Annotated in this window: 27 protein-coding genes; 14 read left to right on the top strand and 13 right to left on the bottom strand. The window is 40.5% G+C overall.

Annotated features, from left to right (window positions below; all coding sequences use genetic code 11):
• Positions 1–30: 30 nt before the first annotated feature.
• From JKP71_RS08080 to JKP71_RS08055, 6 genes are all read right to left on the bottom strand, one after another.
• The gene (locus JKP71_RS08080; protein WP_200407640.1) at positions 31–843 is read right to left on the bottom strand and encodes a Cof-type HAD-IIB family hydrolase; all 813 of its coding nucleotides are present in this window, start codon (positions 841–843) and stop codon (positions 31–33) included.
• A gap of 22 nt (positions 844–865) precedes the next feature.
• Complete coding sequence (locus tag JKP71_RS08075) at positions 866–1,171, bottom strand: HAD family hydrolase (RefSeq protein ID WP_200407639.1); 306 nt, start codon at positions 1,169–1,171, stop codon at positions 866–868.
• A 3-nt stretch (positions 1,172–1,174) separates the two neighbouring features.
• Positions 1,175–1,696, bottom strand: coding sequence for an NUDIX hydrolase (locus JKP71_RS08070; protein ID WP_200407638.1), 522 nt, complete (start codon positions 1,694–1,696; stop codon positions 1,175–1,177).
• Between the two features lie 101 nt (positions 1,697–1,797).
• Positions 1,798–3,438: an ABC-F family ATP-binding cassette domain-containing protein gene (locus tag JKP71_RS08065; protein WP_200407637.1), complete on the bottom strand. Its 1,641-nt coding sequence runs from the start codon at positions 3,436–3,438 to the stop codon at positions 1,798–1,800.
• A gap of 351 nt (positions 3,439–3,789) precedes the next feature.
• Positions 3,790–4,629 carry an SDR family NAD(P)-dependent oxidoreductase gene (locus JKP71_RS08060; protein WP_200407636.1) on the bottom strand — a complete coding sequence of 280 codons (840 nt, stop codon included), beginning with the start codon at positions 4,627–4,629 and terminating at the stop codon, positions 3,790–3,792.
• 27 nt (positions 4,630–4,656) lie between these two features.
• Positions 4,657–5,331: a YdeI/OmpD-associated family protein gene (locus JKP71_RS08055; protein WP_200407635.1), complete on the bottom strand. Its 675-nt coding sequence runs from the start codon at positions 5,329–5,331 to the stop codon at positions 4,657–4,659.
• 327 nt (positions 5,332–5,658) lie between these two features.
• Here JKP71_RS08055 and JKP71_RS08050 point away from each other — a divergent pair, with 327 nt between their 5' ends.
• From JKP71_RS08050 to JKP71_RS08030, 5 genes are all read left to right on the top strand, one after another.
• Entirely contained in the window at positions 5,659–6,126 is a 468-nt protein-coding gene (locus tag JKP71_RS08050) for a universal stress protein (RefSeq protein ID WP_075526105.1), read from the top strand.
• Positions 6,127–6,249: 123 nt separating this feature from the next.
• On the top strand, positions 6,250–6,447 hold the full coding sequence (locus tag JKP71_RS08045) for a DUF4649 family protein (protein WP_075526147.1): 198 nt from the start codon (positions 6,250–6,252) through the stop codon (positions 6,445–6,447).
• Between the two features lie 44 nt (positions 6,448–6,491).
• Positions 6,492–7,130, top strand: a complete 639-nt coding sequence (locus JKP71_RS08040; protein ID WP_200407634.1) for an alpha/beta hydrolase — start codon at positions 6,492–6,494, stop codon at positions 7,128–7,130.
• A 66-nt stretch (positions 7,131–7,196) separates the two neighbouring features.
• Positions 7,197–8,360: a VOC family protein gene (locus JKP71_RS08035; RefSeq protein ID WP_200407633.1), complete on the top strand. Its 1,164-nt coding sequence runs from the start codon at positions 7,197–7,199 to the stop codon at positions 8,358–8,360.
• A 12-nt stretch (positions 8,361–8,372) separates the two neighbouring features.
• Positions 8,373–8,963 carry a flavin reductase family protein gene (locus tag JKP71_RS08030; RefSeq protein WP_200407632.1) on the top strand — a complete coding sequence of 197 codons (591 nt, stop codon included), beginning with the start codon at positions 8,373–8,375 and terminating at the stop codon, positions 8,961–8,963.
• A gap of 58 nt (positions 8,964–9,021) precedes the next feature.
• Here JKP71_RS08030 and JKP71_RS08025 read toward each other — a convergent pair whose 3' ends face one another.
• The 4 genes from JKP71_RS08025 to rpmF form a co-directional block, all read right to left on the bottom strand.
• Entirely contained in the window at positions 9,022–10,197 is a 1,176-nt protein-coding gene (locus JKP71_RS08025) for an MFS transporter (protein WP_200407631.1), read from the bottom strand.
• A 140-nt stretch (positions 10,198–10,337) separates the two neighbouring features.
• The gene (locus JKP71_RS08020) at positions 10,338–11,012 is read right to left on the bottom strand and encodes a type 1 glutamine amidotransferase domain-containing protein (protein ID WP_200407630.1); all 675 of its coding nucleotides are present in this window, start codon (positions 11,010–11,012) and stop codon (positions 10,338–10,340) included.
• A 156-nt stretch (positions 11,013–11,168) separates the two neighbouring features.
• Positions 11,169–11,330 carry a 50S ribosomal protein L33 gene (gene rpmG / locus JKP71_RS08015; protein ID WP_075526099.1) on the bottom strand — a complete coding sequence of 54 codons (162 nt, stop codon included), beginning with the start codon at positions 11,328–11,330 and terminating at the stop codon, positions 11,169–11,171.
• 23 nt (positions 11,331–11,353) lie between these two features.
• On the bottom strand, positions 11,354–11,527 hold the full coding sequence (gene rpmF / locus JKP71_RS08010; RefSeq protein WP_075526098.1) for a 50S ribosomal protein L32: 174 nt from the start codon (positions 11,525–11,527) through the stop codon (positions 11,354–11,356).
• A gap of 354 nt (positions 11,528–11,881) precedes the next feature.
• Between rpmF and JKP71_RS08005 the strand changes: the two genes are divergently transcribed.
• Positions 11,882–13,663, top strand: a complete 1,782-nt coding sequence (locus JKP71_RS08005; RefSeq protein ID WP_200407629.1) for a heavy metal translocating P-type ATPase — start codon at positions 11,882–11,884, stop codon at positions 13,661–13,663.
• A 27-nt stretch (positions 13,664–13,690) separates the two neighbouring features.
• On the opposite strand, the gene JKP71_RS08000 is transcribed toward JKP71_RS08005, so the two are convergent.
• From JKP71_RS08000 to JKP71_RS07990, 3 genes are read right to left on the bottom strand one after another with little or no spacing between them, the layout of a single operon-like run.
• Complete coding sequence (locus JKP71_RS08000; RefSeq protein ID WP_075526095.1) at positions 13,691–14,479, bottom strand: ParB/RepB/Spo0J family partition protein; 789 nt, start codon at positions 14,477–14,479, stop codon at positions 13,691–13,693.
• Positions 14,480–14,515: 36 nt separating this feature from the next.
• Positions 14,516–15,799 (bottom strand): replication-associated recombination protein A, encoded by a 1,284-nt coding sequence (locus JKP71_RS07995; RefSeq protein WP_075526094.1) that lies wholly within the window; start codon positions 15,797–15,799, stop codon positions 14,516–14,518.
• 51 nt (positions 15,800–15,850) lie between these two features.
• Positions 15,851–16,330, bottom strand: coding sequence for a GNAT family N-acetyltransferase (locus tag JKP71_RS07990; RefSeq protein WP_200407628.1), 480 nt, complete (start codon positions 16,328–16,330; stop codon positions 15,851–15,853).
• Between the two features lie 215 nt (positions 16,331–16,545).
• Between JKP71_RS07990 and JKP71_RS07985 the strand changes: the two genes are divergently transcribed.
• From JKP71_RS07985 to JKP71_RS07950, 8 genes are all read left to right on the top strand, one after another.
• The gene (locus JKP71_RS07985) at positions 16,546–17,013 is read left to right on the top strand and encodes a DUF3013 family protein (RefSeq protein WP_200407627.1); all 468 of its coding nucleotides are present in this window, start codon (positions 16,546–16,548) and stop codon (positions 17,011–17,013) included.
• A gap of 29 nt (positions 17,014–17,042) precedes the next feature.
• Positions 17,043–18,596 (top strand): ABC-F family ATP-binding cassette domain-containing protein, encoded by a 1,554-nt coding sequence (locus JKP71_RS07980; RefSeq protein ID WP_200407626.1) that lies wholly within the window; start codon positions 17,043–17,045, stop codon positions 18,594–18,596.
• A gap of 27 nt (positions 18,597–18,623) precedes the next feature.
• Positions 18,624–18,908 (top strand): hypothetical protein, encoded by a 285-nt coding sequence (locus JKP71_RS07975; protein WP_200407625.1) that lies wholly within the window; start codon positions 18,624–18,626, stop codon positions 18,906–18,908.
• 35 nt (positions 18,909–18,943) lie between these two features.
• Positions 18,944–19,675 carry a class I SAM-dependent methyltransferase gene (locus JKP71_RS07970; RefSeq protein ID WP_200407624.1) on the top strand — a complete coding sequence of 244 codons (732 nt, stop codon included), beginning with the start codon at positions 18,944–18,946 and terminating at the stop codon, positions 19,673–19,675.
• Positions 19,659–20,150: a YdeI/OmpD-associated family protein gene (locus JKP71_RS07965; protein WP_234446122.1), complete on the top strand. Its 492-nt coding sequence runs from the start codon at positions 19,659–19,661 to the stop codon at positions 20,148–20,150. Before JKP71_RS07970 ends, JKP71_RS07965 begins: the two co-directional genes overlap by 17 nt.
• Positions 20,151–20,162: 12 nt before the next feature.
• On the top strand, positions 20,163–21,116 hold the full coding sequence (prmA, locus tag JKP71_RS07960; RefSeq protein ID WP_200407623.1) for a 50S ribosomal protein L11 methyltransferase: 954 nt from the start codon (positions 20,163–20,165) through the stop codon (positions 21,114–21,116).
• A gap of 42 nt (positions 21,117–21,158) precedes the next feature.
• Positions 21,159–21,911: a 16S rRNA (uracil(1498)-N(3))-methyltransferase gene (locus tag JKP71_RS07955; RefSeq protein ID WP_075526087.1), complete on the top strand. Its 753-nt coding sequence runs from the start codon at positions 21,159–21,161 to the stop codon at positions 21,909–21,911.
• A 217-nt stretch (positions 21,912–22,128) separates the two neighbouring features.
• Positions 22,129–24,351, top strand: coding sequence for a RelA/SpoT family protein (locus JKP71_RS07950; RefSeq protein WP_075526086.1), 2,223 nt, complete (start codon positions 22,129–22,131; stop codon positions 24,349–24,351).
• The last annotated feature ends 3 nt before the right edge of the window (positions 24,352–24,354 follow it).

Raw genomic sequence — 24,354 nt, 5'->3', positions numbered from 1 at the left:
GATTTCATCTTTCGGTATGCCAAGAGAGGATTAAACCTCTCTTAGAATTTTTTCAATCTCGAGAAGAACAGCATCTTCATCGTTGCTCAGGATAACTTTGTCAGCAATCGCTAAGATTTCCGGAGCTGCATTACTTACGGCATAAGCAGCACCAGCATATTCTAACATTTCAAAATCATTCATTTGATCACCAAATACTGCGAGGTTTTCTGGTAACCAATTGAAATGGGCTAAAAGATGCGCGAGGCCAGAAGCTTTAGAAATACCCGTGGGTACAATATCAATACTCGTAAATCCTGTGGTTGTAGCACGAATGAAAGGCAGGCGGTTGGTTACCCATTGCTCACAGTCACGCACATGTTTATCTGGAAAATCTGTCGTGATTTTCAAAAGCTTGTCATCAATATCTGCCAAGTCGTGATAAAGTTGGCAATTAGGATAATAGAGTTTGGCATGTTTCAAGTAATCTTCGGAAATTCCTTCAGGGTAGTAAGCTCCCTTAAGCCCTGAAATTAAATAATCTTGTTTAGGACTATAGGGCATTTCTTGCAGTGCGTCAATAAGTTCTTGAGTTTGCGCAATGCTTAAATCCTTCGCAAAAAGAATTTTTCCTTGATAAGCTACGACTCCGCCATTTTCAGCCACAAAAGCCATGTGATCTTTATATTCTGAAAATACTTGGGTTAACCCAAGTAAGGAACGTCCTGAAGAAGCAGCGAAAATAAGTCCCTTGGCTTGAATCTGTGGAATGAGCTCAGCAAGTTTTTTATGGTTGTAAGAATGGTCATTACGTAAAAACGTTCCATCCATATCGGTTGCAAAAAGTTTTAAATTATTTTTCATAAGGAATTAAATTCTCCTTCTTTCAAGGATTTATAGTGAATAGATTTATACTTTCTAAAAAGGTCATGCGCCGAGCGTTGAAATCTCCCAGCAAAGCAATCCAAGCGGTCTCTATTTGCTGATTTGTAACGAGTTTTAGTGTTGACGTACAAATCATTTTAGAAAACTCGTCTAAAGAATATGGACCAATCGCATTAAGATTTTTCCAAAATTCAGGAGTAGCAACTTTTGGAAAGTTAATGTCAAGCAAAGCAAAAGCAGCAATAGATTTTTTTACATCTGTGTCTAATATCACCCCACCCAAATCAAAAATGATATTTTTAATCACTATTCAACCTCCAAAATTCGTTTCGCCACTAAAACGTAAATAATCAAAAATATTTTTTGCGTAGTGGAAAGGAATAAATTTGCCAGTATTAATAAGTTTTAGAAGCTCGGGTTCACTTACCCATTTGGCAGCCTGTACTTCGGAGTTTTGAAGTTTTAAGTTATTAATCTCAATATCACGTTGAATTAAAAAAATTTCAGACCAACCTTCGTAAAAACGAACAGTCATTCGACTAGGAGTTTCAGAAAAATCATAAACAATCCCAGTTTCTTCAAAAAGCTCACGTCCTGCTCCCTCAGCCAAGCTTTCACCAGCTAAAAGTCCACCCGCAGCGGTAAAATCCCAAAAATTAGGCCAACTCGACTTAGATGCTTGGCGTTGTTGTATCAAGACCTTATCGCCTTTTAGATTAAAAATGATTACACGAACAACATAACGATATTGTCCATTTTTTAGAGGGGTTCCCCGGACACCCAACTCTCCGTTCTTAAGTTTTCGAGAATTATAGATATCGAATTGCTCCATGTGAAATATACGCTTTCTATCCTTGCAAACTATTACTGATAGCGCTATCAGTGAATGAAAAGGAATTCTGTCAGTAAAAATTACTGACAGAACTATAAATTTTAATTATTTTCCCAAAGTGCTTTGACTTTTTCTTGTACTTCAGTATTTTCTAAGAAATCATCATAGGTTTCACCAATACGGTCAATGACCCCAGATTTGCCAAGAACAACAATGTGATTAGCAATAGTATTGATAAATTCACGGTCATGAGAAGCAAAGAGAATAGAGCCTTTGAAAGCTTTCAAACCATCATTAAGTGCAGAAATAGATTCCAAATCCAAGTGATTGGTTGGATCATCCAACACCAGCACATTAGCACGTTGAAGCATCATTTTAGAAAGCATCACGCGCACTTTTTCTCCCCCTGAAAGAACATTCACTGATTTCAGAGATTCTTCCCCTTTGAAGAGCATACGTCCGAGGAAACCGCGAAGATAAGTATTATCATCTTCCTCTTTCGTCAAGACAAACTGGCGAAGCCAATCCAAGATAGAATCCGTAGTATCAAAGTCTTTGCTGTTATCTTTTGGTAAGTATGAACGAGAAGTCGTCACGCCCCATTTAATCTCGCCAGTCACCGTCCAATTGTCTTCAGTATCATCCATAAGTGCACGAATCAGGGTCGTTTGTTGAATATCATTTTGCCCGATGAAGACGGTCTTATCGCCTGGGTTCAAGATAAAGGAAATGTTTTCTAAAATCATTTCGCCATCGATGGCAATCGAAAGATTTTCTACACGAAGTAAATCATTACCAATTTCGCGTTCTTGTTCAAAACCAACAAAAGGATATTTGCGTGATGAAGGAACGAATTCTTCAACTTCAATTTTATCAAGCATTTTCTTACGTGAAGTTGCTTGTTTTGATTTAGACGCATTCGCAGAGAAACGCGCGATAAAGTCTTTCAACTCAGCAATTTTTTCTTCGGCTTTACGATTAGCATCCCCTTGCAAGCGCAGAGCAAGTTCAGAAGATTCTTTCCAGAAATCATAGTTCCCTGGGTAAAGTTTGATTTTACCATAGTCAAGGTCAGCCATATAAGTACAAACGTTGTTCAAGAAGTGACGGTCATGGGAAACAACGATAACCGTATTTTCAAAATTAATCAAAAACTCTTCCAGCCAAGCAATCGCTTGAATATCCAGCCCATTGGTTGGTTCGTCAAGAAGAAGAACATCAGGTTTACCAAAGAGGGCTTTAGCAAGAAGGACTTTAACGTGTTCGCCAGAAGTCAAATTGGCCATTAAATCTGTATGTTGTTCAGTTTTAATGCCGAGGTTTTGCAAAAGACGAGCAGCATCGGCTTCGGCTTCATAACCACCCATTTCGCCAAATTCTGCCTCAAGTTCGGCAGCTTTCATGAAGTCATCATCTGTCGCATCAGGGTTCATGTAAATGGCATTTTTTTCTTGATTAATGGCGAAAAGTTTTTCATTCCCCATCATCACGACATCAAGTGGTGTTTGGTCTTCGTAATCGTAATGATTTTGACGAAGAACAGACATGCGTTCGTTTGGCCCCATTGAGATGTGACCTGTTGTTGGTTGAATTTCACCGTCCAAGATTTTCAAGAAAGTTGATTTACCAGCACCATTGGCACCGATTAAACCGTAACAGTTTCCCGGTGTAAACTTGATGTTTACTTCGTCAAAAAGCTTGCGGTCAGAGAATTGTAATGAAATATCAGATACTGTAAGCATGTATTTTCCTTTTTTTATTGATGAGAAATTTTCTCAAATATTTTTCGATAAAGTAGTTTGACTACTTTTGTGCTCAAAAATAAGCATTCTGCCCCTATTCTATCATAAAAAAGACACTTTATAAAGCTCACTTTTCTAGAAAAAATCCCTCAAGATAAACAGCGCTTGCTAGACATGGTTCTCAATAATTGTTAAGTAAGGTTGTATGAGGGGAAGGCGCAAGTTCAGTTTCGCTTTAGTGCTATTTTAGTAAAACTTAAGCGAAGCTGCTTATAATATATTTATTCCAATTAAATTTTTCATAAAGTTTACTCCTAAATAAAAAATGAGCGACAACCAATCGCTCATTTTTTATTTTGAAGTATTTTGTTTTTCAAAGTAACGCATGGCTATAATCATTGCTTTGCGGAAAATTTTGGGATGTCTACGTGCCACATTAACCATAAATTTATCGCCGAAAGCGTGTAAATAACGTAAACTTGGCTTAAGTTCAGTTGCTGCTTTATAGAAGACCTCCGCTAAATCCGAAGCCTTCACACTCCGCTGCATAAAACGATCAAGCCCCGCTGAAACAGTGTCAACCAAAGGTTGGTAAGCTGAATTTTCCCTCATGTTACTGTGTGAATTTTTAAGAGCAATCGTTCCCCAGCTGGATTGAGTCCCCCCGGGTTGCACACAAACCGAACGAATACCAAACTGGGCAACCTCAAGGTCTAAGACATCACTCCATTGTTGAAGTGCTGCTTTTGTTGCATGGTAGTAGGCTCCAAGGGGCATGTAGACATCACCCCCTATAGAAGAAATATTCACGATCCGCCCGTAATTTTGAGCCCGCATTGTTGGCAAGACCAGTTGCGTTAATTCAACTGCACCAAAAAAATTAGTTTCAAATTGATTGCGTATCTTCGTCATTGAGATTTCTTCAGCAGGACCATATTCGCCATAACCAGCATTGTTGATTAGAACATCAATGTGTCCAGCCTCTTTTAAAATGTGCGTCACAAAAGCATGATTGGAGTCTGTATTTGTAACATCAAGATGGAGCGCCACAATTCGATCGGCATCACGTGGTATTTTTTCCACCCGACGCGCTCCTGCAAAGACTTTCCAACCTTTATTTGCAAAAAGTTTGGCGGCTTCTAGCCCCATTCCGTTTGATGCTCCTGTAATTGCTACGACTTTTTCATTCATTGTATGTTGTCCTTTCCGTGAACGTTTTTATTTTAAGGTAGTTTTATAGAGCGCTGCCGTCTTAATACGCGCGTGCATAGCAGCTAGAAAGTCACTAAGGCGCCTGTCTCGAGTCTTCTGCTGTTTCGCTGAGTAGATATATCGTGCCCAGTCTCGTTGATAACCGGGTGATAGACTTTCAAAGAAGGCCAATTCAGCTGACCGAGCTGTCAATAGTTTTGAAAGCTCAGGCACTCGGTGTTGGTAATCGGCGATACGTTGACTTGGCGTAGGCATTTTTCTGGTTTTTTGCTGGGCTATATTCTTGAGAGCAATGACAGTATAGCTCTCATCGAGCGCCACCATGCGATTAAACTTGAAGGAAGTCCCCTCTATTTTCCCAGTATCCCGGTTGGCATGGAGGAGGTCAAAAAGCTGGTCTCGGTGAATAAAAGTTTCAAATTTTTTGTTTCCTTTTTTAGGATAAGCGACGACATAGAGGCCTTCTGGTCTAATCTTATCATGCAAACTTCTGAAACTTTCTTTTAGCTTTTGCGCATTCTCAACAAAGTCAATAACCAAATGATAGTTTCCTTTGCTGACCGAGCTGTCAGTAAGATCAAAGTGCTCTAAATCAGCTAAATAGCTTGAATCAGGACGGTGGAGCAGGAGTTTACTCTCAAATGAGTTGAGTTTTAATTTTTCAACCAGTGTTTTAACCATTGGGAACCTCCCATTTTTAAAATAATTATACCATTTCAAACCTCTAAATTGAAAAAAAACTTCCGTGGAGTAGACGGAAGTTTTAGGAGTAATTTATGAAAAAGTTTATTTAGGAGTATGAAAAATATTATATGTTATATAGCTGAAATGAAACTTAAATAAAAAGAAAAATATTTTCTTTAAATCGTAAGGGCAGAAAATGGTACTAAAAGTCCAACAGAAATATGAGTTTCCTAATTCTTTGTATTCTATTTAATAGATTATGCGCCGTTTATTTGGACTTCTTACTAAAAATAACGTAAAATGTTAAGGAGGAGGGCGCTTACAATGATGAAAAATTACAAAAAAATCCTAGTTGCCGTTGATGGTTCCGAACAAGCTGAAGCGGCTGTAAAGGAAGCTGTCGTCATTTCCAAACTGAGCGATGCTCAACTGTTTATTCTGTTTGCTACTGATAAAATGAATCTCTATGCAGCAGCAGCACCGATGCCTGCAGTTTCTGCACCTGCTGTGCCCGTGGTGCCCGCTGTACCAATTGTGGAAGAAGACCTTGATGAAGAAGCAAACGATATTCTAGATCGGGCAACTGCCTTGATTGGTAATGAAGCAAAATACGAAGAAGTTCGAGTAGATGGTTCAGCGAAAAAAGAAATCGTTGATTTTGCCAAAGAGCATGAGATTGACTTAATTGTTATGGGCTCATCAGGAAAAGGTGCTCTTGACCGGATGTTGCTTGGTTCTACGGCTGTATCAGTAGTTAAACACTCCCCATGCAGTGTGATGATTATCAAATAACTTCAAAAAATAAAAAAGTCGACGCGCTCGACTTTTTTTGATTGAATTCAATCTTAATTCTTGACAAGAAAACTCTTTTCGTTTACAATTGTAAACATAAAGAACAGAAAGTTGGTAGAAAAAATGAAAGTAACATTTAAAACCCTTGATGGACGTACAGGAACAAAAGAATTTAGCAGCGTTGACGAATTTGTCACTTTGCAAAATCGCGAAATCCCAGCCATTGATGATGCGGCAAAAGTTGTAGAACTCATTGTAGAGGGAAAAACAGAAACTTTTGAAGGAAATATTGCAGATTTGTATTTCAAACTGAGCAAGTAAGACACACTAACAATCAATCCTAAGTTCAGTAGAAGGAGAGCAAAGTGACCGATTATTTATTTAAACCTGGCGACAATAAGTTAGCTCCGCTTTTACTTTTACATAGCACGGGCGGTGATGAGCAACAACTTTTGCCTCTAGCAGAACTTGTAGCGCCTGGACATCCCATTTTGTCCATCGCAGGTCGTGTAAACCCTGATGGACCTCGCCGCTATTTCAAACTCAGAGGGACTGGGGGATTTACACCTGGTAATTTTGACTTGAACTCCTTGGCGAAAGAAAGTCAATGGTTGTCTCAAACAATTATTGAGCTTAGTCAAAAACATGAGCTCGATCTTTCAAGAATGATTGCCTTGGGTTATTCTAACGGGGCCAATATTCTTCTTGATATGCTCTTATCCGACTTGATTGCCTTTGATAATAGCATCGCCTTCCATGCTATGCGTCTCAAAGAACACCCTACCCTACGGGAAAAAAAATCGCGCTCCCTCTTTTTAACTTACGCTAAAAATGATGAAATTGTCCCCTTAGATAATTTTAATTCACTAAAGACAGAATTAGAAAGTGCGGACTGTCGTCTGACAGTATTTGAAAGTACTTTGGGTCATCAGCTGAGCGAAGAAGAAGTTTGGGCAGCAAAGCAGTGGCTGACAGACTTGTCAGCAGCTACAAATAAAAAGTAATAATGATAAAGCAACTGATGAAGCCATCAGCAGCTTCTGCTAATAGATCAGAAATGGAGAAAGCACATGACTGAAATAATTTATCCATCCATCCCTAATTCTTACATTTTAGGGGGAGTGCACCACGTTACCGCCATTACCTCAAGTGCACAAAAAATCTATGATTTTTTCACTAATATTTTAGGACTCCGTCTCGCCAAATTAACGGTTAACCAAGATGATTATGAAACTTATCATCTGTATTTTACAGAGGAAGACGGCAAAGGGGCGGATATGACTTTCTTTGATTTTAAAGGGATTCCTCAAGGAAAGCATGGTATGAATAATATTGAGCGTGCTTCTTTTCGAGTACCGAGTGACGCTTCACTTGACTACTGGGAAGAACGCTTCACAAAGGCGCATGTCTCACATGGTAAAATCCAAGAAAAGTTTGGTCAACAAACACTTGAATTTGAAGATTTTGATGGACAACGCTATCAACTGATCTCAGATCAATCTAATACAGGGGCACCTTCTAAGGGGCGCTCTTGGCAGCTTTCTAACGTTCCTGCAGAGCATGGCATCACTGGTCTTGGACCAGTCTTTGTGAAAGTAGAAAATCCTGAAGGCCTTCGATTAGTCTTGGAGTCGGTATTTGGTTTTCGTTATGCTGGTACAGAGGGTTCTCTCTCTCTTTATGAAGTGGCGCAAGGGGGAAATGGAGCAGCGCTAATCCTAGAAGAAGCTGCACAAGAAGATGTTTACGCCTATCAAGGTTATGGAACCATTCATCATCTAGCCCTTGGCACAACTGATCCTGATAGTTTAAATTATTGGATTGAACGAATTAATGCCTTTCGTTTGCCGAACTCTGGCCTAGTAGACCGCTTCTATTTTTCAAGTGAATATGTCCGTGTCGCACCCGGTGTATTGTTTGAAATTGCTACTTATACACCAGGTATTGGGGCATTAGAAATGGCTAAATCCGGTTTAGGTCAAGTGGATAGTTATGAAGAAGCACTGATCACATCAGGTTTTTGGATAGATGAATCCAAAGAAGAATCTGGAAAACAACTCAGCCTTCCTCCTCATCTCTTCCCAGGAGATGAAGCAACTAAAGCGCGGACTGCTGCGGCTCTTCGTCCTCTAGATACCTCAGACACCATGCGAGATCGCTCAATGGATGACTTATGGACACTGGAGCGTGTTGAACAACGTAAAGCTGGCTCCCCTATTGAAGCACTCGAATAGAAAGGATTTCTCATGAAATCTTATAGAGCTAAAGAGTTGGACGAGCAACTCATTTATAAACTCCTTTCTGGTAGCATTGTTCCACGACCTATCGCTTGGTTAACGACCCAAAATGAGGAGGGTCTTGTGAATGTTGCTCCTTTTAGTTTTTTTAATGTTGCCTCCGCAAACCCTCCGCTACTCTCTGTGGCATTCACGGGAGAGAAGGACAGTTACCTTAATCTACGAACTACAAAAGAAGCTGTGGTTCATCTGATAAACAGTGATAATGTTGTACTGATGAATCAAACAGCCGCAAAGTTAGCTGCAAATGAGAGTGAGGCAGAAAAGTTTGCTCTGGACTTAGAACCCTCCCAAATAGTCAACGTCCCAAGTTTAGTAAAGAGTAGGGTGAGGTTTGAAACACAGCTTTATCAAGATATCTCTTTGGGCCAAGAGGGTCATCTGGTTTTACTAGAAGTTGTCTCTCTATCATTTACCGATGATGTTATAGACACGGAAAAATTTTATATCGATATAGAGGCATTAGGACCTATTGCACGACTTGCAGGAAATGATTATGCTAAAATTGGCAAAAGCTTCAAAATTGAACGACCTCATTAAAACACACTGTAGCAGTGTGTTTTAATATAGGATAAAAAAAGCAGCTACCGTACTGCTTTTAAATTTTTTCAAAACGTTCCACATAAAGCAAACAAAAAGTCATTACAGCCGCTAGAATTAACAGAATAACTTTTGCGGGAAACCATGATTGAAAAAGGACGTGCGCATAACCAAAACCAATCGGTCCGACTGCAGCAAGGAAATATCCCCCAGTCTGAACCATACCAGAAAGCTGGGCAGCTTGATGAGCAGAAGTTGTTTTCAAAGATAAACTAGTCATGAGGTAGGGAAAGAGCGCACCAACAGTCAAACCTAACAAAGCATTAATAACCAACCAATAGATAAAGTTATTCAACGGGATTAACAGTAGAATCAGTGAAACTATGCCGAGTCCACTGATACCACCCATGAGATAGCGGCGTTGCTTAAGTTCTAAGCGTGTGAGCGCAATGGGAAGAAAAAGTGAGAAGGGCATTCCAATCAAAGTGTAGACGCCTGCCAGTATTCCTGTTAGTCCAGCTGAAATTCCCGCATCTTGTGCCATAGTAGGCAACCAGGTGACACCAGTATAAAAGAGAAAAGACTGTAGACCGCCAAAGACGAGAAGAAACCACGCTAATTTGTTTTTCCAGAGTTTCTCACGGGAGGCATTACTTATCTCTTGGGAAAGTTGAAGTTTATGATTATTTTTGTTATTGGGAAGCCAAACGACTAAAGTGACGACGAGCAAAGCTGTTAGTACCAATATTAATATTTTCCAAGATGAGGCCATTACAATGGGGACTGCAAGTGCAGAAAAAATAGCCATGGCAACTGTCATAGCAGTCGTATATAGAGTGGTATAACGACCAATTTGATGAGGTTGATTAACCAAAATCAGTGCAGGCAGTAAGACATTTAACATCGCAATAGCGGCCCCAATAATAATGGTTCCTAAATAAAGGGTTGGGACGTTAAAGATTCGGATGAAAGAGCCTATAACCATAGCGAGTAAGGCCATGGTGAATAAACGTTCGATTCCTGAATATTGGGCGAGTTTGGGCGCTAAGGAAGAAAAAAGAGCAAACATTAATAGCGGAACGGTTGTTAAAATACCAAGGGAATCGACCGATACGTGTAACGCCTGCGCAATTTGATTAAGCACAGGAGTTAGGGTAGTAAAGGGCACACGGATAGCAAACCCTAGCAGGATAAGTCCCCAGATAAAGAAGGGGGATGGTTTTGAGGTGGGCATAGGAACTCACTTTCTTTAAGAGTTTTTATCAGAAACCTGGAAATTATAGGTTTCTAAACGATGTTATTTCATAGATTGATTTATCAATTATAACAAAAAAAGCCCTGTTATCGTCTCTTTTTACGATACAGGGAAAATTTTTAAAGTAAAGTGATTACTTTTTCAGCAACTGCTTTAGCAGACTGAGGGTTTTGACCAGTTACCAAGCGTTCTGAGACTTGGACGACCGAGGTAAAAGGTGCTTCAGCTTGATAATTAGCTCCCGCCTTGATTAAGGCATCTTCTGTCAAAAAGGGTACTTCCGCTGTCGTTTGATTGGCAGCTTCTTCAGCATTACTAAAGCCGGTAAGGGTTTTGCCCTCAATGAGGAGCCGATGGTTTTGCCCTTTAACTGGTAGCAGGCCTACTACTCCGTGACAGACCGCGCTTACGATACCGCCTTTAGTATAAATATGACTAGCAATATCGGCAATGGCTCGTGATTCTGGGAAATCCCACATGGTCCCGTGACCACCAGTATAATAAATGATGGTGTAGTCATCAGGATTGATTTCTTCCGGTTTTAGGGTTTGGCTGAGCGCTTTATTTTGAAAGGAAGCATTCGTATAATACTTGTTGTCCACTTCATCAAGATTCGTTAGACTGCTTGGATCTAATGGGACATACCCTCCGTTGGGACTCACAAAATCTGCTTCGATATTATTTTTAAGCATAACATCGTAGAAGTGGGTAAGTTCGCTTAACCACAGACCAGTGAGACGATTGATTTTATCATACTTGGGGGTGTTCGTTACAACAATGAGTGCTTTAGTCATTTTATCTCTTTTCTGTTTTTTATTTACTAAGCTATTTATAATAGCTCGCCCTCGCTTTAATGCAATGGATTATAGCGCAAAATATTTTTAGATACAACTATTTGGATTTAAAAAAACTACACTAAACAGTGTAGTTTTTATTTCTTTATTAAAAACTTATTTAACTTCTTTAAAGATTACGTGTTTGCGCAATTTTGGAGAGTATTTTTTAAGTTCAAGTTTGTCAGGTGTGTTACGTTTGTTCTTTTGTGTAAGGTAAAGACGTTCGCCTGATTCTTTATGTTCGAGAATAACGTGTGTACGTACTCCAGCTGCCATAGTATATTACTTCCTTTCTAAAATTACTTTGTTTCGCGGACTTTGCGGCCTTTGTAGTAGCCTTTAAGTGAAACGCGGTGTGAGTGACGGTAGTCACCAGTAGTTTCGTCAAAAGTAACAGTTGGAGCTGTCAATTTGTAGTGTGTACGACGACGGTTTTTCTTTGCTGATGAAGTGTGACGTGCAGGTACTGCCATGATTTTTTTCCTCCGTAGATTTTATCGATTTTTGCAAGCGTGCAAAAACGTACTTTACTAGTATAGCATAAATTTTAGGAAATGCAAGTTTTGTAAAGTAAAAATACTTGACAAAATAGTCTTAAAAAAAGCTGACACATGGGTGAGAGGCTTTGACAAAAACCTTTGACAGCATAAGTTCACTTAATAGCTTTGCTTTTTTGATAGAATAGAAGTAAGGAAAATCAGGAAAAACCCTTAAAGTTTAAGCTCAGCTTCGAAAGAATCAAAGCGGCGTGTGGAGAAATTAAGTAGAAAAAATTCTCCCATAATGCAGGGCATTGTTCAAGGACAAAAAATTTAAGGAGAAAAAAGATGAAAAACTGGAAAAAGTTAATCTTTGTTTTTATCATCGCACTGGCTGCACTCGTAGCCTCATTTGTTTTTGGGGAGCCACTTATAGCTCGTCTGATTGTGACCATAGCGGGAGGGCTCTTGGCCCTCAGTATGTTCATTGAGATGATAAAAACATTACGAAGTGGTTCTTACGGGGTTGATTTGTTAGCAATCACTGCAATCATTGCAACCTTGACTTTTGGGGAATATTGGGCTGCTTTAATTATCATTTTAATGCTTGTAGGTGGGGAAAGCCTCGAGGATTATGCAGCAGGTCGTGCGAATCGGGCTCTGACAGCATTGTTGGATAAATCACCAACAATTGCCCATGTCCAAAAAAAAGGGCATATTGAGGATGTTCCACTTGAAGAGGTAGCGATTGGGAGTAAACTTCTGATTAAACCCATGGAAGTTATTCCGATTGATGGAAAATTGCTGTCTGAGGCTGTTGTGCTTAATGAAGCGTCAGTCACTGGAGAAACGAAGCCTAATGAATTGCTGCAAGGAAATGAGGTAATGTCTGGAGCGGTAAATGGCAATTCTACTATCGAAATTGAAACGCTCGTCTTGGCTTCAGATTCGCAATTTCAAAAGATTGTCCAGCTTGTTAAAGCGGCAGAAGAAACACCCGCACAGTTTGTCCGCTTGGCCGATCGTTACGCGGTTCCTTTTACGATTATTGCCTACCTTATTGCTGCGATCGCCTACTTCATCTCCGGTGACCCTGTACGGATCGCTGAGGTCCTTGTGGTGGCTAGTCCATGCCCTTTAATTTTAGCGGCTCCTATAGCCTTCGTATCAGGGATGAGTCGTACGAGTCAAAATGGAGCATTAGTCAAAAATGGTACTGTTATAGAGAAATTGGCCAAAGCGAAAGGAATATTTCTTGATAAGACCGGTACCATCACAGAGGGAAAAATAGAAGTGGACACCTTGGAGCCAGTAGGGGAGGTGAGTATCACTGAACTTTTACAGTTGGTTTACAGTCTGGAACGTTCTAGTGGTCATATCTTAGCGAAAGCTGTATCAGATTACGCACAGCAAAAAGGTATGGCTGTTTTGCCGATGGACTCTTTAAGTGAAGTAGCGGGTTTAGGTGTAGTGGGGACGATAGACAATCAGGAGATAAAGATAGGCCGAAAAAGCTTTGTCAACGCACCTGAGGGATTAAATTATGAAACGGCCTTTTATGTAAGTCGTGCTGGTAAGTACATTGGAGCGATAACTTTTACTGACACGTTGCGTCCAGAAGCTAAAGAGACCATTAAAAAACTGCGTCAATTAGGCCTTTCTCGTATCGCGATGCTTACGGGGGATAATGAAACGGTTGCTAAAAAAATTGCTTCTGATGTAGGCATCAGCGAGATACACGCTGGGCTCATGCCAGATGAAAAGTTAACCTTTATTAAAGAAGCTGAGGAAAGACCTATAATTATGGTAGGGGATGGGGTGAATGATGCCCCAGCACTTGCAACAGCTGACGTAGGCATCTCTATTGGTGTTGGCTCAGGAACCGTAGCGAGTGAAGCGGCAGATATCGTGTTACTGCAAAACGACCTATCTAAGGTGACGCAATCAATTCAAATCAGTAGAGACACAATGAAGATAGCTAAGCAAGCAGTAATGATTGGGATTGTGATTTGTATTATCTTGATGTTTATTGCAGCAGCAGGGGTTATACCTGCGGTAATAGGTGCTCTGTTCCAAGAAGTGATTGATGTTATTTCTATCCTCTATGCTTTACGAGCTTTGCGAGGTTGAAAAAAATGAACTTACGGCTCTGTAAGTTCATTTTTTTAATAGTTTTATTAGTTGTTCCAGCTCTTCTAGGGTAGTAAAGTCGATGGACAGTGTTCCTTGATAATTTTTATTGGCTTTGATTTTGACTTTATTTCCTAGAGCTTGGTGTAAGAGTTGTTCAGTTTCATTAATGAAAATATTGGCGGACGCTTTCCGAGCAGGAGGAGGCGAGGAGTGTCTCCTTTCTCCATAAATCAGCCTTTCCAGTTCTCGGACATTGAGGTGCTCAGCAATAGCTTTTTCTGCAAGGAGACGTTGTTTTTGTAAGTTCTTTTCTGCAAGCAGGGTCCTCCCATGTGCAGGTGAAAGCTCTCCTTTTTCGACATAATCAAGTAAAGGAGCAGGTAAGCTGAGGAGGCGGATGAGGTTCGAAACATAGGAACGTGATTTCCCGAGAGTTTTAGCTATTTCTTCATGTGTCAGCCCTAACCTTTCAGAAAGTTGTGTCAAACTACGTGCCTCTTCAACAGGGTTGAGATTTTCACGTTGCAAATTTTCTAATATTGACAGGGTCATCATTTCTTGATCCGTGTATTCTCTGATAAGAGCAGGTATATATGTTTTGCCTGCTAATTTTGAAGCCTGAAAACGACGCTCGCCAGCCAATAATTCATAACCTAAGAGGTCCGATTTACGAACGATGATAGGTTGGAGTACTCCATTTTCTTTTATAGACTGTGCGAGCTCTTCTAGCTTATCCGTGTCAAAGACTAGGCGGGGCTGGTAAGGGTTCTTTACAATCAGATGGAGTGGAAGTTGTACAATTTCTTCAGTCATAATATCTTAATAAGGAGGAGACGAGCTATAGCAACTTTACTCTTTGGTACTCGATTTACCACCTGTACCTCCTTTCTGTTCATCAATCCATTGTTTTCTGTTGTGGAGGGCACGTTCATATTTTCCCATATCATCTGGGTGGAAGTAATTGGCTTTTTTTATTTTATCAGGTAAATACTGTTGATCCACCCAATGCCCAGGGTAATTATGGGCGTACATGTAACTGACAGAGCGCCCTAAATCTTTCGCTCCAGCATAATGACCATCTTGGAGATGAGAAGGTACGGGAAGATTCCCGTATTTCCCCAAGTCAGCCAAGGCTTCATCCATGGCGGTGTAGGCTGCATTTGATTTGGGAGAAAGAGCTAAGTCAATGATAATATTAGCAAGTGGAATACGTGCTTCAGGAAACCCTAATTTCTCTGCTGCTTGAAGTCCCAGTACCGTATGAACTGCAGCATCTGGATTAGCTAAACCAATATCTTCGTACGCCATGACGGTCAGTCGTCGCGCCAAGCTTTGAAGATCGCCACCTTCAATCAGACGTGCTGCGTAGTGTAAACTGGCGTTGACATCAGAACCACGAATTGATTTTTGTAACGCTGAAAGTAAGTCGTAATGTGCATCTCCATCTTTATCAAATGTCGCCGCTTTACGTTGAAGAGAATTTTCCATATCATCAAGTGTGACATGATGGTTTTCACTTGATAAAACAGCTAATTCTAGTGCATTAAAAGTGGAACGCAAATCGCCGTTGGTTGAATGGACTAGAAAATAGAGTGCATCCTCATCAAGTGTTACTGAAAAGTCAAATCCTCGTTCTTTATCGTGTAAACTTAAGTTTACAGCTTCTTCTAAATCTTGTGGTTCTAGCGGTTTTAACTCAAATATTTGCACGCGGGAACGGATGGCAGGAACCACTGAAAAGTAGGGGTTCTCAGTCGTCGCACCAATTAGGATAATTTGTCCATTTTCTAAAAGTGGTAACAAAAAATCTTGCTTAGGCTTATCAAGGCGATGGATTTCATCAAGGAGCAAGACGAGTTGACCCGAAAATTCAGCTTCTGCTGCAATTTCTTGAAGTCTTTTTTTAGTGTCTGTCGTGGCATTAAAAGTGCGAAAAGCGGCATTCATGGTACCAGCTATAGCTGAAGCAATAGATGTCTTGCCTATCCCTGGTGGACCGTAAAGAATCATGCTTGATAAAAGCTGAGTTTCCACCATACGACGGATGATCTTTCCTTTCCCAACTAAATGTTTTTGACCGATAATCTCATCAATATTTCGCGGTCTCATCCGCCGCGCCAGATTTTGTGTCATCTTAATCTCCTGTCGCTGTGTTTACAGTTGTGTAAACTTGGGTTACTTGGCTTATTTATTGAGAGGAAAGCCTAAAATATAGTCATCTATATAACGGCCATGGATAAAAAATTCATTGCGTAAGCGTCCTTCTTCAATGAAACCAAGTTTTTTATAGAGGGCTAATGCTTGGGGGTTTGATCCCATTGCCTGAATAGTAATTTTTTGATAACCCTCTTTTCGCGCGTACTCGATGAAAAACTGTATAAGTCGAGAGGCCACGCCTTTACCACGTGCATTCTCATCAGTCATTACACCAAAAGTGATAACGTGCTGCCCAAATTCGGATTTATGTCGTGGGCCATAATCTAAAACACCAAGAATTTTTTCATCTTCTACAGCAAGAAAATAGCCCATACCATGAGTAATTTTCTCAATAATTTTTTCAGCAGAGGACTCCATCACATGAGGAGTTGAGTCTAGGGTCCAATTTTTATTTTCAAGTTGAGCGACAATAGCGAAATCCCGCGGTTCTATTTTACGAATGTTCATACAGATACCCTCCAACCTGCTTATCCATCCCTAAAGATTGCTGACAGCTCCGTCAGAAGCTTAGTTTTACTGTCAAGTTGGGCTAATTTTTCAACAAGTTATACGTCAGTAATGGAGCATCAGTAAAATTTATTTCCGAGATGTCTAAAAAACAGGCTAATCTCTAAGTATTTTTTGTTATAATTATTTTAACATAATAAAGATGAGGTTTGAACATGGCTAAATTTGGATTTTTAGATATTTTAGAAGAAGAGCTAGAAAAAGGCTTTTCTTATGATTTTGAGATGAACTGGGACAAGCGTAACTTTGCGGTAGAGGTCAGCTTTTTACTAGAAGTTGAAAATGCGGCAGGCGTTGATGTTGTCGATGCTGACGGAGTTGAGTCGGCTGAAAATATCATGTATGAGGACGCGGTAATCTTTTATAACCCAGCCAAATCACGTTTTGATGAGGCTGACTATCTGGCGGCAATTCCTTATTCAGAAAAAGGACTTTCTCGTGAATTTTTGGCTTATTTCACACAATTTTTGCAAGAAACAGCCGACCAAGGCTTGGATGACCTCATGGATTTTCTGGCGGACGATGAAGCTGAAGCATTTTCGGTCAAATGGGATGCTGACCGCTTCGCAAGTGGACTGACCGCTTTGTCAGAAACAGAACTTTACAAATATCCGCGCTACTAAAATTTTTAGAAAGAATTAACAAGTAAACAATGAGTATTTTAAATGTAAAAAACTTATCCCACGGTTTTGGTGATCGTGCGATATTTGAAAATGTAAGTTTCCGTTTGCTAAAAGGCGAGCATATTGGCTTTGTTGGGGCAAATGGTGAGGGTAAATCAACGTTCATGAACATTATCACAGGAACACTGGTACCTGATGAAGGAAAAGTGATTTGGTCGAAAAAACATCGGGTTGGCTATATGGATCAGCATGCCGCACTCGGAAAAGGTAAAACGACGCGTGAAGCTTTGGCTGAGGCTTTTCAATATCTTTTTGATATAGAGGCGCAAATCAATGACACTTACATGAAAATGGCAGAAATGTCAGCAGACGAGATGAATGCTGCGCTTGAGAATGTCGGAGAGCTTCAAGAAGAATTGGATAATAGTGATTTTTATCTCATTGACGCCAAAGTTGAAGAAACAGCCCGAGGGCTTGGTTTAACTCCTCTGTTGGATAAAGATGTGGCCGAGCTTTCTGGGGGGCAAAGAACGAAAATCTTGCTTGGCAAACTTTTGCTTGAAAAACCAGACATCTTGCTTTTGGATGAACCAACGAACTATTTGGACGAAGAACACATTTTATGGCTAAAAAATTACCTTAAAAACTATGAAAATGCCTTTATTTTGATTTCGCATGATGTGCCCTTTATGGATGAAGTGGTCAATATCATTTATCATGTGCATGGTCTAGGGATTACCCGTTATTCAATGGGTTATGCGGAATTTGAACGTGTCTTTGAAGAGAAAAAGGCACAGCTTGAAGCTTTGCATAATGCGCAGGTCGCTGAGCAAGCTAAACTTAAAGATTTCATAGCCCGTAAAAAAGCGAATGTGGCAACGTCTGGCCAAGCAAAAGCGCGTGAGAAAAAATTGGCGAAAATGGAAATTGTTGAAACGATTTCTGAAAAGCCAAAACCTCATTTTGATTTTAAATTTAGTCGAAAACCAAGTCGTCTCGTTTTTGAGGCGAAAGATTTAGTCATTGGTTACAATGAACCTTTGTCGTCAGAAATTAATTTAAAAGTAGAATCTGGACAAAAAATTGCCTTTATTGGTTCCAACGGGATTGGGAAATCGACTTTGCTCAAGAGTTTAATGGGCTTGATTCCAAGTCTTGATGGGGAAGTTGAAAAAGGGAATTTCCAAGATATTGCTTACTATGAGCAAGAAATCAAAAATCCTTCGCAAAAAACGGTACTTGATGATTTATGGGATGAATATCCAAGTTGGAATCAAGCAGAACTCCGCGGGGCACTTGCTCGGGTGGGCTTGACGGCCAAACAAATTGAATCACGTGTTTATGTTCTTTCAGGTGGAGAACAAGCAAAATTACGTTTTGCGAAATTAATGAATACCGAATCTAACATTCTCATCTTGGATGAACCAACCAATCATTTGGACGTGGACGCTAAAGAAGAACTCAAGCGTGCACTTATTGAATATCCGGGAACTGTTTTGATGGTTTCACATGAACCAGAATTTTATGAAGGTCTAGTTTCTGATGTCATTAACTGTGAAGAATGGACAACTCGTATTTTGTAAGAAACGATGACTTGCTGGAGGTAAAAGATGGCAGAGCGACATTCTCCTTGGGAAAATCCCCAACAAGATTACAAACTGATTTTGGCAAAACGTCGCTCAGAACGGCGTTATCGAAGTTTACAGCTGGCGAAAACACTTAAAATTTTACTGACGAAGTTTAAAAAATTGGGCGTGGACAATCGTAATGCAGAAATACTAGGTTGGATTGACCAACTTGAAAATGATGCAGAATATTTAGATGATGAAGACTTCGCGTCAGCTAAAAAGTTCGTCTCGCGTATGCAAAAAGAACTGACGAAGCTTGAAAAATGAACTGACAGGGCGGTAAGCCAGAAAGTGTACGAAAAATGAAAGCAAGTTTACAAAATTATTTTGATCAGTGGGAAAGTCCTTGGATGCAGCTCTACTATCGGATGGTATGGGCACAAGTTGGTCAGCTTGAAGGTCAGAAAATCTTGGATTTCGGTTCGGGCTTTGGCTGGAATGCTAATCACTTTGCTGCGCATAATGAGGTAGTGGCAGTTGAACCCGATTTGGAAATGGTGGAAAATCGGCAGCAAGAAAATACCTATGAGCAGATTGTTGGTGGACTTTCAGCGCTTAGCGCCTTTACTGACGGAAGTTTTGACGTCATTCTCTGTCATAACGTTTTTGAATATGCACCAAAAGAGCGCCTGGCGATGTTGCGAGAATTTGCTCGCCTGATCAGTAAAGAAGGCTTCATTTCGATTGTCAAACACAATCACGCAGGAGCACTGATGCAAAAAGTTGTCTTTGAAAATGCCTTGGACGAAGCTTACGCTTTACTGAGAGGAGCGTCAAAAGTTAATCAGATGTTTGGCAAGATTCATTATTATGATATAGCGACTATGCTAGAAGCTGACGGCGCTGTCAGTACTTTTAAAACGTATGGCTTACGGACTTTTTGGGCTTTACAGCCTAATGAGTTTAAAATAGAAACTGATTGGGCAGATAAAATGTTTAAAGTTGAATGGGAAGTTTGTGATAAGTCTGAATTTGTTGCACTTTCATTTTTCAATCACGTGCTCTTGAGGAAAAATAATGATGAGAACTCATGAATTTACAGCTGAATTAGAAATTGTCGGGGTTAATCCTTTTGTGACGGTGCCATCAGCCATTTTACAAGAAATTTTTAAGGCAGCAGGCAAAGAAAAATCACCTATTCCCATTTGCGGTGCCGTCAATGACAAGCCCTATCAGCAAAATCTCATGTTTTTCAAAGGGCAGTGGCGCTTGTATGTCAATATGAAAATGCTAAAAAATTCACCCCAAAGAATTGGCGAAACCCTACAAATGACGATTGCCTACGATGCTGAGCCTCGGCTCATTGAGCAGCCACAGCCTTTCAAAGAAGCCTTAGCGGCAAATCCCGATGCTCAGGAAGTGTTTGAAGCTTTGACGCCATCCAAGCAACTTGAGATTAACCGCTATATCGCCAAATTAAAAAGCCAAGAAGCTATTGAGCGCAATGTGGCGCGCGCCATTGGCTTTTTGTTAGGCAAGAACCGTTTTGTCGGGAGAGACAAACCTTAGAAAGAGATAAAGATGAATAATTGGAATTCCATTACTGTAACCATTGTTCGGGAGGCTGAAGAAGCAATTTCAGCACTCTTGATTGAAGCTGGCGCTGGCGGCGTTGAAATCAACGACAGTGCGGATTATTTGACACATGAAGATCAATTTGGCGAAGTTTTGCCAAAGGTTGAGCAATCTGACTATGTGGAAGTTACGGCATATTATCCTGAAAATATGCCCATTGTCGAACTGAAAGCAGAGTTGGAACATAAAATTGCTCGTTTGAGTGATTATTTTTCACTGACAGGCTTGTCAGTGAAAACAAACAATCTGTCAGAGACAAATTGGGAAGAAGCTTGGAAAAAATATTTTGAACCCGCACGTATCACACATGATTTGACGATTGTCCCTAGCTGGACAGAAGACTACGAAGCCACAGGTTCTGAAAAATTGATTCGACTTGACCCAGGCATGGCCTTTGGAACAGGTACCCACCCAACGACTAAGATGTCACTTTATGCTCTAGAACAAATCCTTCGTGGCGGCGAAACTTTGCTTGATGTGGGTACAGGTTCAGGGGTACTCTCTGTGGCAGCAAGCTATCTGGGCGCTAAAGAAATTTTTGCTTATGATATTGATGAAGTGGCGGTGCGTGTAGCTCGAGAAAATATCGAACTTAATCCAGGACATGAAAAAATCCATGTTTCAGCAAATAACCTCCTTGAAGGGGTTACTCAAACGGCAGATGTCATTGTGGCCAATATCTTAGCGGATATTTTAGTCCTAATGACTGAGGATGCTTATCGCTTAGTCAAAGAAGAGGGTTATCTTATCATGTCAGGAATTATCGCAGATAAGGCAGAAATGGTAATTGCTTCCGCTGAGGCTGCAGGCTTTTTCCTTGAAACACGGATGATTCAAGGGGAGTGGAACTGTGTGATTTTCAAAAAAACTGAGAACAGAGAAGGTGTAATTGGAGGATGAGTTTACAGCTGTTGTAAACGTCGTGTAAACTCTTAAAGGACAATGGCAAATCAATATTTTATTTTTAAAGAAAGACCTGAAGTAGGTGCTCTTATCACAATCGATGAAGAAGCTGCTGCACATCATATATTTACAGTAATGCGTACTCAGCCAAAGGAGCAGCTCCGTCTGGTGTTTGATAAAGGAGAGTTGGGTTTAGTAGAAGTGGTTTCTGTTTCTGACCGTTCGGTCAGATTGATTGAACGGCTTACCGAGCAGTCAGAACTACCAGTTGCAGTGACGGTTGCTGTCGGGTTTCCAAAAGGTGATAAGCTTGATTTTATTACAGAAAAGGCCACTGAACTGGGTGCTTCAGCCATTTGGTCGGCGCCCTTCAAATGGTCTGTAGCCAAATGGGATAGGAAAAAATTGGCTAAAAAACAAGAAAAGCTGAAAAAAATTGCACGGGGTGCTGCCGAGCAATCTCGGAGGTTGCAGATTCCGCAGGTCGAACTTTTTGAAGACTTTACGACTTTTCTTACTCAATGTAAGGATTTTGATCAGATTCTTGTCGCCTATGAAGAAACGGCCAAAGCAGGAGAAATGTCGGGTTTGAAAAAAGCACTGACAGAGCTGTCAGTCGGTAAAAAAGTGCTTCTCGTTTTTGGACCAGAGGGAGGGATTAGCACGCAAGAAGTTGAAAAATTTGAGGCACTTGGTGCAAAATTAATTGGCTTAGGCCCACGAATCTTACGCGCTGAAACTGCTCCGCTCTATGCATTATCTGCTTTTTCAACTTATTTTGAGCTTTTATAAAAGAAAATGAACTCCGAACGATCGGAGTTTTAGCTTTATTTTTTGACAATCATTCTTTTTCTTCGCTTACAAATGTGGTAGAATAGATTCAATTAACTTTAAATGAACCTTTAACTGTAAAGGTAACAGAGCCATCTAACAAATCTAATAAGGAGGAAAGCTAGTTCATGTTGACCATAGGCTCAACGACTGACAACAGATACTAGCATTTCAAACTATGCCTTCAGAACCAGTCTTAACGGGCGCAGAAGTTGTCAATATCTGCGCAGAATATATGAATGAAACCGACCTTTTGCTGGTGCAGAAGGCATTAAATTGCGCCTCATTGGCGCATGCTGATCAATATCGTGCTTCGGGAGAAGCCTATTTTGTGCACCCTACACAAGTTGCTGGCATACTTGCCAAATTAAAACTTGATGCGGTGACTGTAGCATGTGGTTTTCTCCATGATGTGGTAGAAGACACTAATTTTACTCAAGGAGATTTAGAAGAACTCTTTGGTCGTGAAATTGCGGACATTGTGGATGGTGTGACGAAACTTGGAAAAGTTGAATATAAGTCGCATGAAGAACAATTAGCTGAAAATCATCGTAAGATGCTGATGGCTATGTCCAAGGACATTCGAGTGATTTTGGTCAAATTGGCGGATCGCCTACACAATATGCGTACGCTTAAACATCTTCGTCCCGATAAACAAAAACGGATTTCACGTGAAACGATGGAGATCTATGCGCCTTTGGCTCATCGTTTAGGGATCGCCAGTATTAAATGGGAGTTAGAAGACCTTTCTTTTCGTTATCTAGAAGAAACTGAGTTTTACCGTATCCGTGGGTTGATGAATGAAAAACGTGCTGCTCGCGAAGCACTCGTTTCTCAAGTCATCGAAAAACTTCAAGAACGCGTAGAAAATTCTGGGGTGGATGCAGAAATCTACGGACGTCCAAAACACATCTATTCTATTTATCGTAAAATGCACGATAAAAAGAAACGATTTGATGAAATTTATGATTTGATCGCCATCCGCTGTATCACTGAAACGACCAGCGACGTTTACACTACTCTCGGTTATATTCATGATTTGTGGAAACCAATGCCTGGCCGTTTTAAAGACTACATTGCTAATCCGAAGGCAAATGGTTATCAATCTGTGCATACCACCGTATATGGTCCTAAGGGGCCGATGGAATTTCAAATTCGAACACGCGAAATGCATCAAATCGCTGAATATGGGGTAGCCGCACATTGGGCCTATAAAGAAGGGCGCAAAGCAAAAGTAGATGTTCAAGAGATTTCCGAAACCCTAAACTGGATTCACGAATTGGTTGAATTGCGCGAAGAGGCGGGAGATTCAGCAGAGGACTTTGTAAAAGCAGTTCAAGAAGATATCCTTTCAGATAAAATATACGTCTTCACGCCAAACGGGGAAGTCCAAGAACTCCCCCGTGGCTCAGGCCCGATTGACTTTGCTTATGCAATCCATACGAAGGTAGGGGATCACGCTACAGGTGCTAAAGTGAATGGCCGCATGAAACCCTTATCTGTCCAATTAAAAACAGGTGATCGGGTGGAAATCATCACAAGCCCTACATCGTTTGGACCAAGTCGAGATTGGATTAATCTTGTCAAAACCAATAAAGCGCGCAATAAAATCAAACAATTCTTTAAAAACCAAGATAAAGAGCTGTCAGTCAATAAAGGACGCGAACTCTTGCAAGATGCTTTGGCAGAAGCAGGTTTTGTTCCTAATCAGTACCTTGATAAAAAACATCTGGATGAGTTGTTTAATAAAATGAGCTATCGAAGTGCCGAAGCACTTTATGCTGCAATTGGATTTGGAGAATTATCGGCGACCACAGTTGCTAATCGTTTAACAGAAAATGAACGACGTCAAGCAGAGAAAGCGAAACAAAAAGCAGAAGCCGAAGAACTGATGAAGGGTGAGGTGAAGCGCGAAACAACCAAAAATGTCATGAAGATTCGTCATGATGGGGGAGTGAGCGTTTCAGGAATCGACAGCCTTTTGGTGCGGATTGCGAAATGTTGTAACCCTGTACCTGGCGATGCTATTGTAGGTTATATCACGAAAGGACGTGGTGTCTCGGTTCACCGCGCCGACTGTCAAAATGTTCGAAGCATGGAAGATTTTGAACAACGGTTGGTAGAAGTAGAGTGGGATGACTCAGAAAACTTAACTAAAGAATATGTAGCAAACATTGACGTCTATGGATTCAATCGGCCCGGTTTACTCAATGATGTCATGCAAGTCTTGTCAAACTCTACTAAAAATTTGATTTCAATTAATGCCCAACCCACAAAAGATAAAAAGATGGCGAATATTCATATCGCTTTGGGTATCAAAAATTTGTCTGATTTAACTTTAGTGGTGGATAAGATCAAGATGACACCTGATGTTTATTCTGTAAAACGTACCAATGCATAAAAA

This window comes from Lactococcus taiwanensis (assembly GCF_014905395.1).
Taxonomy (GTDB): Bacteria; Bacillota; Bacilli; order Lactobacillales; family Streptococcaceae; genus Lactococcus; species Lactococcus taiwanensis.
The sequence above is the reverse complement of the archived record's forward strand: the minus strand, read 5'-3'. Positions and strand labels throughout refer to the sequence as shown.